Origin of the sequence: Erwinia sp. B116, assembly GCF_002865965.1 — a bacterium.
In the GTDB taxonomy this organism is placed as follows: Bacteria; Pseudomonadota; Gammaproteobacteria; order Enterobacterales; family Enterobacteriaceae; genus Erwinia.
Genome location: NZ_JRZZ01000003.1, coordinates 78,876 through 93,035, shown reverse-complemented (window position 1 = coordinate 93,035; position 14,160 = coordinate 78,876). Strand labels below are relative to the sequence as shown.

Below are 14,160 nucleotides of genomic sequence, written 5' to 3'. Positions count from 1 at the left end.
CAGGCGTAGTGCTGCGGTGGCGTCAGCTCTGGCGGATATGCTCGCTGTTTTCGCGCAGGTCGACCATCAGCACCTTGGAGCGGCGCTGGTAGTTATACAGCTGCTTTTTGCTTTCCGGCAGCAGTTCGACGTCCACCGGCTTGAAGCCGCGCTCCTGGAACCAGTGGATGCTGCGGGTGGTCAGCACGAACAGCTTTTTCAGCCCCATCTGCCGCGCCTGCAGCGCCACGCGCTCCAGCAGCGCTTCACCGCGCGACGAACTGCGGTAATCCGGATGCACCGCCACGCAGGCCATCTCGCCGATCTTCTCTTCCGGGAAGGTATAGAGCGCGGCGCAGCCGATGGTCAGGTTATCGCGTTCGATAATGGTGAACTTGTCGATCTCCATCTCCAGCTGTTCCCGCGAGCGGCGCACCAGGATCCCCTGCTGCTCCAGCGGGCGGATCAGCTCCAGAATGCCGCCGATGTCGTTAATGGTGGCGCGGCGGATCTGTTCGGCGCTCTCCATCACGATCTGGGTACCGATACCGTCGCGTGAGAACAGCTCCTGCAGCAGCGAGCCGTCCTCCTGGTAGCTGATCAGATGGCTGCGGCGCACGCCGCTGCGGCAGGCCTTCACCGCGCCGCGCAGGAAGCGCACGGTGCCGGAGTGGTAGTCATCGTCGTTTTCCAGCTCGTCGATGCGCTGCTGCGCCTCGTTAGGGAACAGCTCGGAAACGATCCGCCCTTCGCGGTTGGTGACGCCCTGCTCGGAGCAGAAGCCGATCAGCTTCTCGGCCTTCAGCTTGATTGCCAGCTGGGTGGCCACCTCTTCGGAGGTCAGGTTAAAGCTTTCACCGGTCACCGATACCGCCACCGGCCCCAGCAGCACGATCGCGCCGCTGTCGAGCTGGCGGTGGATCGCCTCTTCATCGATGCGACGAATGCGGCCGCTGTGGCAGTAATCGACGCCGTCGTCGACGCCCAGCGGCTGGGCGATGATAAAGTTACCGCTGATCACATTAATATGCGCGCCCTGCAGCGGCGTATTGCTCAGGCTCATCGACAGACGGGCGGTAATATCCAGCTGCAGCCGGCCGGCGGCCTGTTTGACCAGCTCCAGCGACTGCGCGTCGGTGACGCGGGTATATTTGTGATAAACAGGCTCAAGATGGCGCTCGGAAAGGCTGGCATCGATCTGCGGGCGGGCACCGTAAACCACCACCAGACGGATGCCGAGACTGTGCAGCAGGCCGATATCGTTGACGATGCTGGAGAAGTTCTCATGCTCAATGGCTTCGCCACTCAGCATAATGACAAACGTCTTACCACGGTGGGCGTTAATGTAGGGAACGGTATGACGAAAACCCTGAACCAGCTCGGTACTGCGTTCCTTCACGGCAAACCCTCTTTGCATGATTATTCGGTAAATATGTATTTTTATTCTTTTATGGGGCCGGGTGCAAGCGACATTTTTCCTTAATTATCACCCGTTACCGTGAAACTGTAATGCTAATTTACTGCATTTATTCGCTTTTTCCGGGTGACACCCGGCGGCGCTTTCGCTAAAGTTTTTACAAATTTGTCTCAATTGGCTTTTTATTACGCGTTTTAGCGCATCTGGAGTGGCATGTCTGATTCAACTTTTCTCAGCCGACGACGGCTGTTACAGGGCGCAGGTGCCGGCCTGCTGCTCAGCGTGAGCGGGGTGGGGATGGCCGCAGGCAGCCACGTGGTGGCGATCCGCCTCTGGCCCTCCTCGACCTACTCACGCCTGACCATTGAGTCAGGCAGGCCGTTAAAATACAGGCAGTTTGCGCTCAGCCATCCCGATCGGGTGGTGGTGGATATAGAAGATATTCAGCTTAACCACACGCTAAAGGGCATTGGTAAGCTGGTACGTCAGGACGATCCCTATATTAAAAACGCCCGCGTCGGCCAGTTCGATGCCCGCACCGTGCGGCTGGTGCTGGAACTGAAGCAGAATGTTTCGCCGAAGGTGTTTACCCTTGCCCCGGTGGCCGGGATCAACAACCGCCTGGTGCTGGATCTCTATCCGGCGCAGAACAAACAGAGCGACGATCCGCTGCTGGCACTGCTGGAAAATTACAACAAGGGCGATCTGGAGCGTGACCAGCCGGCCGCCGCGCCGCTGCCGGGCAAAGCCGGGCGCGATCGGCCGATCGTGATCATGATCGACCCCGGGCACGGCGGGGAAGATTCCGGCGCGGTGGGCAAGCATAAAACGCGTGAGAAGGACGTGGTGCTGAAAATTGGCCGGCGGCTGAAGGCGCTGATCGATAAACAGCCCAACATGCGCGCCTATATGACCCGCAACGAAGACGTGTTTATTCCTCTGAAGGTCAGGGTGGCGAAGGCGCGTAAACAGCGCGCCGATCTGTTTATTTCGATCCACGCCGACGCCTTTACCAGCCGTGCCGCGCGCGGCTCTTCGGTGTTTGCGCTCTCGACCAAAGGGGCGACCAGCACCGCCGCCCGCTTCCTCGCGCAGACGCAGAACGAATCAGATCTGATCGGCGGCGTCAGCATGAGCGGCGACCGCTATCTCGACAGCACCATGTTTGATATGGTGCAGAGCCTGACCATCAACGACAGCCTGAAGTTTGGTAAAGAGGTGCTGTCACGGATGGGCCATATTAACCATCTGCACAAGCGCTCGGTGGATCAGGCCGGCTTTGCGGTGCTGAAGGCGCCGGATATTCCGTCAATTCTGGTGGAAACCGCGTTTATCAGTAACGTGGAAGAGGAGCGTAAGCTGCGCACCTCGCGCTTTCAGCAGCAGGTGGCGGAGTCAATTCTGGCCGGGATTAAGGCGTACTTTGCTAACGGCGCATCGCTCAGCCCGCACCGGTAACGGTTTCAGGAGTATTTGCAGAGGATTACAGGGGAGAAGCGGACGACGTTCCGCTTGTTCAACGGTTTTACAAACGCCAGAAACAAAAAAACACCCATCAGGGTGTTAAATTGGTTGCGGGAGCCGGATTCGAACCGACGACCTTCGGGTTATGAGCCCGACGAGCTACCAGGCTGCTCCATCCCGCGTCCGTAAACGCTTTTTACTACTGACCACTGCGGCAAATTGGTTGCGGGAGCCGGATTTGAACCGACGACCTTCGGGTTATGAGCCCGACGAGCTACCAGGCTGCTCCATCCCGCGTCCGCGTGGTTTGTCGCTTCCATCACGACACTATCTTTTACTGCTTCACCAGACTGCGGTGAATTGGTTGCGGGAGCCGGATTTGAACCGACGACCTTCGGGTTATGAGCCCGACGAGCTACCAGGCTGCTCCATCCCGCGTCCGTGGATGCGCACTATACGCCTGATGAGTTTTCTTGCAACCCCTTTCTGCAGATAAGTGGCTAAAATCATCCTGATGACGCATTTTTTAAGCGAGGCGCTGGATTGTTGCACAAATGCCGTCGCGCAGCGGTGGCGCACGTTTTATTCTCAGGGCGGCTTTGCTATCTTCGCAGCAGATTTCGCTTATTTCCGGTTAAGGGTAGATAAAGGTATGAAAGGACGTTGGGCTAAAGTTTTACTGACCGGTTCGCTGCTGGCGCTGCTGGCGGCATGTTCCTCTAAACCCACCGACCGTGGGCAGCAGTATAAGGATGGCAAGCTGGAGCAGCCGCTGGGCCTGGTCAATCAGCCTAACGCTAAAGGCCGCCCGGTGAACGGCAAAGACTATGCCGACCAGGTACAGCAGGTCCGCAGCAGCTCATCCGGTCTCTACTCTCGCCAGGTAAGCACCTTCAGCGCGGTGCAGAGCTGGCTGATGGCCGGCGGCGATACCCGCCAGCTGCGGGAGTTCGGTCTGAATGCCTACCAGATGGAAGGGGCCGACAACTACGGCAACGTGCAGTTTACCGGCTATTATACGCCGGTGCTGCAGGCGCGTTACACCCGCCAGGGTGAGTTCCAGTATCCGCTCTACCGCATGCCGCCGCGTCCGCGTGGCAAGCAGCTGCCGAGCCGCGCGCAGATTTACAGCGGTGCGCTGGGTGACCGCTATATTGCCGGCTACAGCAATTCGCTGATGGATAACTTTATTATGGACGTGCAGGGCAGCGGCTATGTGGACTTCGGCGACGGCCGGCCGCTGACCTTCTTCGGCTACGGCGGCAAGAACGGCCACGCCTACCGCAGCATCGGTAAGGTGCTGATCGACCGTGGCGAAGTGAAGCGGGAAGATATGTCGATGCAGGCGATCCGCGAGTGGGGCCTGAAGCACAGCGAAGCGGAGGTGCGCGAGCTGCTGGAGCAGAACCCGTCGTTCGTGTTCTTTAAGCCGGAGAACTTTGCGCCGGTGCGCGGGGCCAGCGCGGTGCCGCTGATTGCCAAAGCGTCGGTGGCCTCTGACCGGTCACTGATCCCGGCGGGGACAACGCTGCTGGCGGAGATCCCGCTGCTGGACAACAACGGTAAATTTACCGGAAAATATGAGATGCGCATGATGGTGGCGCTGGACGTCGGCGGGGCCATTAAAGGCCAGCACTTTGACATCTACCAGGGCATCGGCCCGGACGCCGGGCATATGGCGGGCTGGTTTAACCATTATGGCCGCGTGTGGGTGCTGAAAACCGCACCGGGAGCCGGTACGCCGCTGTTCTCTTCCGCCGCCGTGCCGCGTGACGCGCAGGGCGCGCTGCTCGCCAGCCAGTAATTTTTCTCCGGGCCACCCAGGTGGCCCTTCGTTTTCTTCGAGGAATAGTGCATGACGGTTCTTTCTGACGCCTGGCGGCAACGCTTTGGCGGCACCGGGCGTTTGTATGGTCAGGACGCGCTGCAGCTGTTTGCCGACGCGCACGTTTGCGTGGTCGGCATCGGCGGCGTCGGTTCCTGGGCCGCCGAAGCGCTGGCGCGTACCGGTATCGGTGCCATCACCCTGATTGATATGGATGACGTCTGCGTCACCAATACCAATCGCCAGATCCACGCGCTGAAGGATAACGTCGGCCAGGCGAAAACCGAGGTGATGGCCGCCCGTATCCGCGAGATCAACCCGGAGTGCCGGGTGACCTGCGTCGACGACTTTATCACCCCGGATAACACCGCTGAGCTGATGAACCAGGGGTTCAGCTACGTGATTGATGCCATCGACAGCGTGCGGCCAAAAGCGGCGCTGCTGGCCTGGTGCCGGCGTAATAAGGTGCCGCTGGTGACCACCGGCGGTGCGGGCGGGCAGATCGATCCGACGCAGATTCAGGTGGCCGATCTGGCGAAAACCATTCAGGATCCGCTGGCGGCTAAGCTGCGCGAACGGCTGAAAAACGATTTTAAGATCGTGAAAAACAGCAAGGGCAAGCTGGGTATCGACTGCGTGTTTTCCACCGAAGCGCTGATGTATCCCCAGCCGGACGGCACGGTGTGCGCCTCGCGCAGTACCGCTGAAGGCCCGAAACGGATGGACTGTGCCGCCGGGTTTGGCGCAGCCACCATGGTTACCGCGACCTTTGGTTTTGTCGCCGTGTCACACGTGCTGAAGAAGATGATGGCGAAGGCGAACGCAAACGCACAAAAGTCCGCGGTTGCACGCGTTGATTGATTTCAGATTGAGTATATCCGGCGCAGAGTGGTGGCTAAGTTTACCCTCCCCGCAGGTGATTTATGAAAACGCGACTCATCATTATCATCGGAATCATCATACCTGCTGTCGTTTCTGCGGCTGGTCCCACTTTCCACTGGCAGCCTGAAGATCCTGCCAGCTGGAGCGCGAAAAATCCAGCGGGTCATTCCGCACCTTGCCTCCTTCTGGCGCTGGCGGCAAGCCAGAAGGACGCTGGAACGCCCGGGAAATTGCCCGCTCCCTGGAACAGTATCAGCAGCGGGAAAAGGATAATCAGAACTGGAGCATCAAAGCTAACCGGGAACGTGCGTCGCGCAACCCTTTATGTACCGACAGTATCCGCGACAAAGTCGTAAACGACCGCAGCCGTTCAGATTATCATCGCCGGGAGGCTAACTATTCTCAGATTTGTCCCCCCGATAGTGCAACATTCACTTTTGGTGATTAGCCGTTTTTAATACCGCTTCAGCCAGCGCTTGTAATCCGGCGCTGCGCGAGGCGCTCAGCTGCGCTTTTAAACCCAGCTGGTCAAACAGCGCCAGCGGGTCCTCCGCCGCCAGCTGCTGCGGGGTTTGCCCCTCCACTGCCACCAGCAGCACCGCCAGCAGGCCGCGCACGATGCGGCCCTCGCTGTCGCCATAAAAATGCAGCCGACCGTCTGCCAGGCGTTGATGCCCCAGCCAGACGCGGTTTTCACAGCCGCTCAGCTCAATATCCCGCTCTTTAAGTTCCTCTGCCAGCGCGGGCAGCTTTTTACCCAGCAGGATCAGCTGGCGGTAGCGATCTTCCCACTGGTGAAAAGCGGAAAACTGTTGCAGCAGCGCGTCGCGGGTAATCTCGCTGCCAAACGGATGAGGGGCTATCAGGTTCATGATTCAGTCTGCCAACAGGTCAAGTGCGGTGGTCATGGCCGCGACCAGCGCGTCCACGTCTTCAAGGGAATTATAGGGGGCAAAAGAGGCGCGCAGCGTGCCGCTGACCCCCAGCGCCGCCAGCAGCGGCTGAGCACAGTGCTGGCCGGCGCGCAGCGACACGCCACTTTCCGCCAGCAGCGTGACCACATCGCTGTGGTGCACACCGGCAATATCAAACGCCAGCACGCTGGACTCGCCGACGCGGAAGCTGCGGTAGCCGGGCAGGGCGCTCAGCCGGGCGTCGGCCAGGCTGGCAAGATCGCAACTCCAGCGCTCGGCAGCCGCGATATCCACGTCTGCCAGCCACTCGAGTGCGGCGCTCAGGCCAATCACCCCCGCAACGTTGGGGGTTCCTGCTTCAAAGCACCAGGGCACAGCCTGCGGTGTAAAGCCTGTAAAGCTGACCTCAGTCAGCATCTTTCCGCCACCCTGCCACGGCACCATCTCATTCAGCCGTTCCGGTTTCGCCACCAGTGCACCGGTGCCCATCGGGCCGTACAGCTTGTGGGCGGAGAACGCATAGAAATCCACGTCCAGCGCCTGCAGGTCGGGCGGGCCGTGCACGACGCCCTGTGCGCCGTCCACCATTACGCTGGCACCTGCGGCGTGGGCAAGGGTGATGGCCTGCGGCAGATCCGGGCAGCCGCCGGTGACGTTAGACATCTGGCTCACCGCCAGCAGGCGGGTACGGTTGTTCAGCAGCGCGGGCAGCAGGCGGATATCCGGCAGGCGATCGTCGCCCAGCGGCCACTTCACCACCCGTGCGCCGCACTGTTCGGCGACCATCAGCCAGGGCACCAGGTTGGCATGGTGTTCCGCCTCGCTGACGACAATCTCATCGCCCGGCCGCAGGCGCGGACGCAGCCAGCTTTGTGCCACCAGGTTGATCGCTTCGGTGGTGCCTTTGGTCCAGACCACGGCGTGCGCATCGGCGGCGTTCAGCAGGTGGGCCACCTGGCCTCGGGCGTTCTCGTAGCGTTCGGTGAGACGGCGGGCGGCAGCAAACTGGCTGCGGTGAACGGTGCCGGCGCTCAGGCGATAAAACTGTTCGCTGGCGTCAATCACCGCCTGGGGTTTTAGCGCGGTGGCGGCGCTGTCGAGGTAGCTGCCGGCTTCAGCGAGCGCCGGAAACTGCTGGCGAAACAGCGCGGGATTAAAAGACGTCATACTCTCCTCATCAGGGCGGGCAGTGCCGGTTTTTTAGGACCAGGCTGAATTCAGTGTCGCTTTCTGGCAAAGCGAAAAAAGCGCGTTATGCTAAAAAAGGTCAGCGTTATGCCATTACCCGCAAAACAAAGCCGCCCGTTACAGGCATTTTTACTGCCCGGGGGCGCAGGGTCAACCGCCTGCGGGGGATTAACGCCCATTTATCTGCAAGGAGATTTAAGATGAAAAAGATCGCTGCCGTAATCGCCGCCTGTGCCATGACCTTTACTCTGGCCGCCTGCTCCAGCAACTACGTGATGCACACCAACGATGGCCGCACCATCGTCGCCAAAGGCAAGCCGTCGGTGGATAACGACACCGGAATGATCGGCTATAAAGATGCCAGTGGCAACATGCAGCAGATCAACCGTTCGGATGTGAAAGAGATGGCGGAGATGGATCAGTAAACGTCAGGCAAAAAAAAAGCACCGCAAAAAGCGGTGCTACTAAGAATTTACTATGGACAGACAGGGTAAATCTACAGGAATAAAAGGTCGCTTACGCCACCGGACCCGAAAATCGTCAGGTCAATTGCAAACACAACATCACGCCCACAAGCCAAAAGTGCCAAAGATTCAGTACGTTAATACCCAATCCTCAAAAACTTTTCGTTCCGGCTCAGGAAGTGCGGCAACTATAGGTATTTGCTGGCGGTTCCTCAACGGACAATTTATAATGTGTCGAATAAAAAAAACTAATACGTAACCAGGTGTTGTAAAGCAACGCTTATGCCGGGAAAGACCCCATCCATCATGTCGAAACGTTTGCCCCCTCTTAACGCCCTGCGGGTTTTTGATGCCGCGGCGCGTCATCTGAGCTTTACCAAAGCGGCAGAAGAGCTGTTTGTTACCCAGGCGGCGGTCAGCCACCAAATCAAGTCGCTGGAGGATTTCCTCGGGCTTAAGCTGTTTCGTCGCCGTAACCGCTCGCTGCTGCTGACCGAAGAGGGGCAGAGCTACTATCTCGATATCAAAGAGATTTTTACCGCGCTCAACGACGCCACCCGTAAGCTGCAGGCGCGCAGCGCCAAAGGAGCGCTGACGGTCAGCCTGCTGCCGAGTTTCGCCATCCAGTGGCTGGTGCCGCGCCTGACCAGTTTCAACGCGGATTATCCGGGCATTGACGTGCGTATTCAGGCGGTCGACCGCGATGAAGAGATGAAGCTGGCTGATGACGTTGACGTGGCAATTTTCTATGGCCGTGGTAACTGGCCGGGCCTGCGGGTTGAAAAACTCTACGCTGAGTATCTGCTGCCGGTGTGCTCGCCGATGCTGTTAACCGGCGACCGGCCGTTAACCTCGCCCGCGGCGCTGAGCCAGCATACGCTGCTGCATGACGCCTCGCGCCGTGACTGGCAGGCCTATACCCGTCAGCTGGGGCTGAACGCCATCAACGTGCAGCAGGGGCCAATCTTCAGCCACAGCGCGATGGTGCTGCAGGCGGCGATTCACGGCCAGGGGATCGCGCTGGCCAATAACGTGATGGCGCAGACGGAGATTGAAGCCGGCAGGCTGGTCTGCCCGTTTAACGACGTGCTGGTAAGTAAGAATGCTTTTTATCTGGTTTGTCATGACAGTCAGGCAGAACTCGGTAAAATAGCCGCCTTCCGGCAGTGGATCCTGGCCAAAGCCGCCAGTGAACAGGAAAAATTTCGCTTTCGCTACGAGCAGTAAGCTGCCCGTGGCGGACGCTTAAGTGATCGATGGACGCCAGCCCCGACCGCAGGGCTGCCCTGATTGAGGATATGGACCATGTCCAGTCGCGCAATGTTAATTTTTGCCGCAATTAGCGGCTTTTTCTACGTCATGCTGGGCGCGTTTGGTGCCCACGTGCTGGGTAAATCTCTCGGCCCCGCTGAAATGGCGTGGCTGAAAACCGGGCTGGATTACCAGGCGATCCACACCCTGGCGATCCTCGGTACCGCCGCGGTGATGCTGCGCCGGGCCAATATCTGGTTTTACTGGAGCAGCGCTTTTCTGGCGCTCGGCGTGGTGCTGTTTAGCGGCAGCCTCTACAGCCTGGCGCTGTCACACCTGAAATTGTGGGTTTATATCACTCCGATCGGCGGCACCTGCCTGCTGGTTGGCTGGATCTTGATGTTGGTTGGCGCTCTGCGTCTGAAAAAAAGGGCAGAACGTCATGAATAAAATTTTACTGTATTGCCGTCAGGGTTTTGAGAAAGAGTGCGCGGCGGAGATCACCGCTAAGGCCGCCGAACACCAGATTTTCGGCTTTGCCCGGGTGAAAGAAGATTCGGCCTACGTGCTGTTCGAATGCTATCAGCCCGGTGAGGCCGAGAAGCTGCTGAAGGATCTGCCGTACAGTCAGCTGATCTTCGCCCGCCAGATGATCGTGGTCGGTGAGCTGCTGCGCGACCTGCCGCCGGAGGACCGCATCACGCCGGTGGCCGGCATGCTGGTGGGCGCGGTGGAGAAGGGGGGTGAGCTGCGGGTGGAAGTGCCGGATACCAACGAGAGCAAAGAGCTGCTCAAGTTCTGCCGCAAGTTTACCGTGCCGCTGCGCGCCGCCCTGCGTAAAGAAAAAGTGCTGCTCAACTATGAGACCAACAAGCGTCCGGTGGTGCACGTGTTCTTTATCGCGCCTGGCCACTGCTACGTGGGTTACTCCCTGCCGCACAACAACTCGCCGTTCTTTATGGGCATCCCGCGGCTGAAGTTCCCGTCCGACGCGCCCAGCCGTTCGACCCTGAAGCTGGAAGAGGCGTTTCACGTGTTTATCCCGGCGGATGAGTGGGATGAACGTCTGGCCAGCGGCATGTGGGCGGTGGATCTCGGCGCCTGCCCCGGCGGCTGGACCTATCAGCTGGTGCAGCGCAGCATGATGGTTAATGCGGTGGATAACGGCCCGATGGCGCCGAGCCTGATGGACACCGGGCAGGTGTTCCACCAGCGTGAGGACGGCTTTAAGTATCGCCCGACGCGCAATAACAACTACTGGGTGGTCTGCGACATGGTGGAAAAACCGGTGCGCGTGGCTAACCTGATGGCCGACTGGCTGGTCAACGGCTGGTGCCGTGAGGCCATTTTTAACCTCAAGCTGCCGATGAAAAAGCGCTACGAAGAGGTGTCGCAGAACCTGGCGATGATCGACGAGAAGCTGAAGGCCAGCGGTATCAATGCGCAGATCCAGGCGCGTCAGCTGTATCACGATCGCGAAGAGGTGACGGTACATATTCGCCGCATCTGGAGTGCGGTCGGAGGACGGCGCGACGAGCGTTAATGCTTTAGCTTAACCCGGCAGGCGCAGATCCTTCAGATTCCCTTCCAGCACCAAATCTGTTTTCAGCGTCGCCACCTGCTTACAGATCTCTGCCTGCTGCTGCGCGCCGCTTAGCCGGTTGCGCCACTTGTCCGGCACCTGGTCCAGCTGTGCATAGATCGCGTCCAGGCTGCCAAACTGCTGTAACAGCTGCGCGGCGCTTTTGCCGCCAATGCCGGGGACGCCGGCGATTTTACTGCTGCTGATGCCGGCCAGCCCCCAGTAGTCGGTAAGCTGCTGCGGCGCGACGCCGAATTCATCGGCGATAAAGGGCACGTCCAGCCAGCGCTTTTGAAAGTAGTCGCGAATGCGAATGTTGGCCGCCAGCAGCTGGCAGTAGCCCTTATCGGTCGAGACGATGGTCGCCTGGTGCCCCGCTGCTGAAATTTTGCAGGCGAGGGTGGCGGCGAGGTCATCCGCCTCATCGCCGGGCGAGTGCCAGCTGGCCACGCCAAGGGTGGCGAAGGCCGCGCGCAGCAGCGGCATTTCGTCGTGCAGCGCGTCCGGCATCGGCGAACGCCCCGCTTTGTAGTCGGGCAGCAGCCTGTGCCGCCAGCTTTCGCGGCGGTCGTCATCGTCAAACACCGCCACCGCATGGCTGGCCCCGGTGTGCAGCAACAGCTGCTGCACGGCGTGAGTGCATGCCTGCTGGCAGGGCGAGCCCTGTACCGCGTGAATGCGCCGAATCAGGTTCAGCGCGTCAATAATTAACAGATGGATCATAGTGTTGGCCCTGAGCGGCCCTGCGGGCCGCTGGGTGAGGTTACTTGATGATTTCGTAGCAGGGGATGTAGGCGCTGCCGGGCAGTTTCATGCGGTGCTGGGCGACAAAGCCCTGCAGCAGCTCGTCCATGCGGCGCATCATTTGCGGATCGCCGTGCAGCTTGTACGGCCCCTGTTCTTTAATCGCGCGGATGCCGACGTCTTTCACGTTACCGGCCACGATGCCGGAGAAGGCGCGGCGCAGCGCGGCGGCCAGCTGCTCGGCGGGCTGATCCGGGTAAAGGTTGAGGTTTGCCATATTTTCATGGCTGGGCATAAAGGGCACCTGCAGGTCCGGCGCAATGCGCAGCGCCCAGTTGAAGCTGTAGGCGTCGCCGGTTTCACGGCGGTACTCTTTCACCTTCGGCATCGCTTTTTTCATCAGACGCGCCACTTCCGCCGCATCGTCAATAATGATGCGGTAGTGAACGCGGGCGGCTTCGCCCAGCGTGCTGACGATAAACTCATCCAGCCCGCGGAAGTAGTCGGCGCTCTCTTTTGGCCCGGTGAGGATCAGCGGCAGCACCTGGTCGTGGTTGTGCGGGTTCATCAGGATCCCCAGCAGGTAGAGCAGCTCTTCTGCCGTGCCCACCCCGCCCGGGAAGATAATGATGCCGTGGGCAATGCGCACGAAGGCTTCCAGCCGTTTCTCAATGTCCGGCATAATGATCAGCTCATTGACCAGCGGATTCGGCGGCTCGGCGGCAATAATTGACGGCTCGGTCAGGCCAATAAAGCGCCCCTCTTTGTAACGCTGCTGGGCGTGACCCACCGCGGCACCTTTCATCGGCGCTTCCATCACCCCCGGTCCGCAGCCGGTACAGATATTCAGCTCGCGCAGGCCGAGCTGGGCGCCGACGCTGCGGCAGTACTGGTACTCCACGGCGTTGATCGAGTGGCCGCCCCAGCACACTACGGTGTTGGGCTCTTCGCCGACGTGCAGCGCCCGTGCGTTGCGCAGAATAGAGAACACCAGGTTGGTGATATGCACCGAGTTTTCCACGTTGAGATGCTGGAAGCGCCCGGCGTGGTCGATCTGACCGTTCACAAACAGAATATCGCGCAGTACGGCAAACAGGTTGGCCTGCAGCGAGCGGATTAAGCGGCCGTCAACGAACGCCTCTTCCGGCGGGTTGATCAGCTCTAATTTGACGCCGCGTTCGCGGCGCAGCACGTTGATATCAAAACTTTCGAAGCGGGAGAGCAGCTCATGGCTGCTGTCGGTCAGACTTCCGGAGTTAAGCACGGCCAGGGAACAGTTACGAAACAGCTGGTAGAGGTCGCTGCTGGCCGTGCGCTTCAGCATGTCGACTTCCAGTTGAGAAAGCAGATCCATCGAGCCGAGTGGGCTGATTTGAGTAATCAAGTGAACTCCTTTACACCCGCCTGGGTGATCGGTAACTCCGCGATTGCTGCCGCAGCCGCGGGGTAAAATATCCCTGGGCACCCTTTTCTGGTTGCCCGTCATCAGCTTAGCGCTCCGGGCGCTAAAAAAACACTCCCGCGCGCGGGCAATCGCTGACGATGTGAACCATGAGGCTTACTGACGTACCAGCCGTGAACGTGACGGACGGAAGCTGCCGTTGGTGCGCCACGGATTGATATCCAGCCCGCCGCGCCGGGTATAACGGGCGTAGACGCTGAGCGTTTCTGGCCGGCAGAAACGCAGAATATCGTTGAAGATGCGCTCCACGCACTGTTCGTGAAACTCATTGTGGTGGCGGAATGAGACCAGATAACGCAGCAGCGCTTCACGCTGAATACGCGGGCCACGATAGCTGATCTGTACCGAGCCCCAGTCGGGCTGGTTGGTAATCAGGCAGTTGGACTTCAGCAGATGGCTGACCAGCTGCTCTTCGACCACTTCCTGGCCGATGGCATCCTGCAGATAGTCGGTACTGAACTGATAGTTGTCGATGGTGATATCCTGCTCGTCGATGCAGTGGCCGCTGAAGTGGCCGATCGGCTGCCCTTCGATCTCCTGCAGGCGGAACAGCGCGACGGCGACGTCGCCCTCGGCGCAGGCGCTCAGATCGCGCTCCAGCGTGCTGCGCACCTCGCCCCAGTCGGCAAACGGGGTCTGGTTGAAGCTGTTCAGGTAGAGCTTAAAGCTTTTCGATTCGATCAGGTTGCGGCTGGCGGCGTCGAGGCTCACCTCCGCCACCGCCACCTGCGGCAGACCCTTCGCATTCAGCCATGACAGTTCGTACAGCGTCCAGATATCGGCGCCGCTGAAGGGCAGGTTATCCGGGAACAGACCCAGCGGTTCGCGGTTCAGGCTGCGCGGCACCGCCTGCAGCAGCGTCGGCTGGTAGCGGTCGTGGTACTCTGTGGGCTTACCCAGCGTCAGGCCGTCAAGGGCCTGATGGTTGTCGTAGGAAGACATCGTATTACCTTACTGCCTGAGCTGGCAGGCGCAGTTGCAAATTGGT

Annotated in this window: 13 protein-coding genes and 3 tRNA genes; 7 read left to right on the top strand and 9 right to left on the bottom strand. The window is 59.7% G+C overall.

From position 1 onward, the window contains the following. Nucleotides 1-22 precede the first annotated feature (22 nt). A complete protein-coding gene (argA, locus tag NV64_RS03285; RefSeq protein ID WP_162237176.1) occupies nt 23-1,396 on the bottom strand; it encodes an amino-acid N-acetyltransferase in 1,374 nt (457 codons plus the stop codon). A gap of 213 nt (nt 1,397-1,609) precedes the next feature. Here argA and amiC point away from each other — a divergent pair, with 213 nt between their 5' ends. Next, nucleotides 1,610-2,854, top strand: coding sequence for an N-acetylmuramoyl-L-alanine amidase AmiC (gene amiC / locus NV64_RS03280; protein WP_101505312.1), 1,245 nt, complete (start codon nt 1,610-1,612; stop codon nt 2,852-2,854). A gap of 111 nt (nt 2,855-2,965) precedes the next feature. Here amiC and NV64_RS03275 read toward each other — a convergent pair. From NV64_RS03275 to NV64_RS03265, 3 genes are all read right to left on the bottom strand, one after another. Continuing rightward, nucleotides 2,966-3,042 (bottom strand) — tRNA-Met (locus NV64_RS03275). Between the two features lie 38 nt (nt 3,043-3,080). Continuing rightward, a tRNA-Met gene (locus NV64_RS03270) sits at nt 3,081-3,157 on the bottom strand. Between the two features lie 64 nt (nt 3,158-3,221). Beyond that, nucleotides 3,222-3,298: transfer RNA gene (locus NV64_RS03265), tRNA-Met, on the bottom strand. A gap of 214 nt (nt 3,299-3,512) precedes the next feature. On the opposite strand from NV64_RS03265, the gene mltA reads away from it, so the two are divergent. Together mltA and tcdA are read left to right on the top strand one after the other, a co-directional pair. Then, the gene (gene mltA / locus NV64_RS03260) at nt 3,513-4,664 is read left to right on the top strand and encodes a murein transglycosylase A (protein ID WP_056232044.1); all 1,152 of its coding nucleotides are present in this window, start codon (nt 3,513-3,515) and stop codon (nt 4,662-4,664) included. 51 nt (nt 4,665-4,715) lie between these two features. Continuing rightward, nucleotides 4,716-5,546, top strand: coding sequence for a tRNA cyclic N6-threonylcarbamoyladenosine(37) synthase TcdA (tcdA, locus tag NV64_RS03255; RefSeq protein WP_056232046.1), 831 nt, complete (start codon nt 4,716-4,718; stop codon nt 5,544-5,546). A gap of 452 nt (nt 5,547-5,998) precedes the next feature. On the opposite strand, the gene csdE is transcribed toward tcdA, so the two are convergent. Continuing rightward, complete coding sequence (csdE, locus tag NV64_RS03250; RefSeq protein WP_056232047.1) at nt 5,999-6,439, bottom strand: cysteine desulfurase sulfur acceptor subunit CsdE; 441 nt, start codon at nt 6,437-6,439, stop codon at nt 5,999-6,001. A 3-nt stretch (nt 6,440-6,442) separates the two neighbouring features. Beyond that, nucleotides 6,443-7,648, bottom strand: a complete 1,206-nt coding sequence (gene csdA / locus NV64_RS03245; protein ID WP_101505311.1) for a cysteine desulfurase CsdA — start codon at nt 7,646-7,648, stop codon at nt 6,443-6,445. 221 nt (nt 7,649-7,869) lie between these two features. Here csdA and NV64_RS03240 point away from each other — a divergent pair, with 221 nt between their 5' ends. The 4 genes from NV64_RS03240 to rlmM all read left to right on the top strand — a co-directional run bounded on the left by NV64_RS03240 (nt 7,870) and on the right by rlmM (nt 10,927). Then, nucleotides 7,870-8,094 carry a YgdI/YgdR family lipoprotein gene (locus NV64_RS03240; RefSeq protein ID WP_056232053.1) on the top strand — a complete coding sequence of 75 codons (225 nt, stop codon included), beginning with the start codon at nt 7,870-7,872 and terminating at the stop codon, nt 8,092-8,094. Nucleotides 8,095-8,439: 345 nt separating this feature from the next. Next, nucleotides 8,440-9,360: a transcriptional regulator GcvA gene (locus NV64_RS03235; protein ID WP_056232056.1), complete on the top strand. Its 921-nt coding sequence runs from the start codon at nt 8,440-8,442 to the stop codon at nt 9,358-9,360. A 78-nt stretch (nt 9,361-9,438) separates the two neighbouring features. Further along, a complete protein-coding gene (locus NV64_RS03230; protein WP_056232058.1) occupies nt 9,439-9,834 on the top strand; it encodes a DUF423 domain-containing protein in 396 nt (131 codons plus the stop codon). Next, nucleotides 9,827-10,927 carry a 23S rRNA (cytidine(2498)-2'-O)-methyltransferase RlmM gene (rlmM, locus tag NV64_RS03225; RefSeq protein ID WP_101505310.1) on the top strand — a complete coding sequence of 367 codons (1,101 nt, stop codon included), beginning with the start codon at nt 9,827-9,829 and terminating at the stop codon, nt 10,925-10,927. Before NV64_RS03230 ends, rlmM begins: the two co-directional genes overlap by 8 nt. 9 nt (nt 10,928-10,936) lie before the next feature. On the opposite strand, the gene xni is transcribed toward rlmM, so the two are convergent. The 3 genes from xni to queF form a co-directional block, all read right to left on the bottom strand. Further along, nucleotides 10,937-11,689 carry a flap endonuclease Xni gene (gene xni / locus NV64_RS03220; protein WP_056232064.1) on the bottom strand — a complete coding sequence of 251 codons (753 nt, stop codon included), beginning with the start codon at nt 11,687-11,689 and terminating at the stop codon, nt 10,937-10,939. A gap of 40 nt (nt 11,690-11,729) precedes the next feature. Then, on the bottom strand, nt 11,730-13,094 hold the full coding sequence (gene ppnN / locus NV64_RS03215; RefSeq protein WP_056232066.1) for a nucleotide 5'-monophosphate nucleosidase PpnN: 1,365 nt from the start codon (nt 13,092-13,094) through the stop codon (nt 11,730-11,732). A 174-nt stretch (nt 13,095-13,268) separates the two neighbouring features. Further along, entirely contained in the window at nt 13,269-14,114 is an 846-nt protein-coding gene (queF, locus tag NV64_RS03210) for an NADPH-dependent 7-cyano-7-deazaguanine reductase QueF (RefSeq protein WP_101505309.1), read from the bottom strand. Nucleotides 14,115-14,160 lie beyond the last annotated feature (46 nt).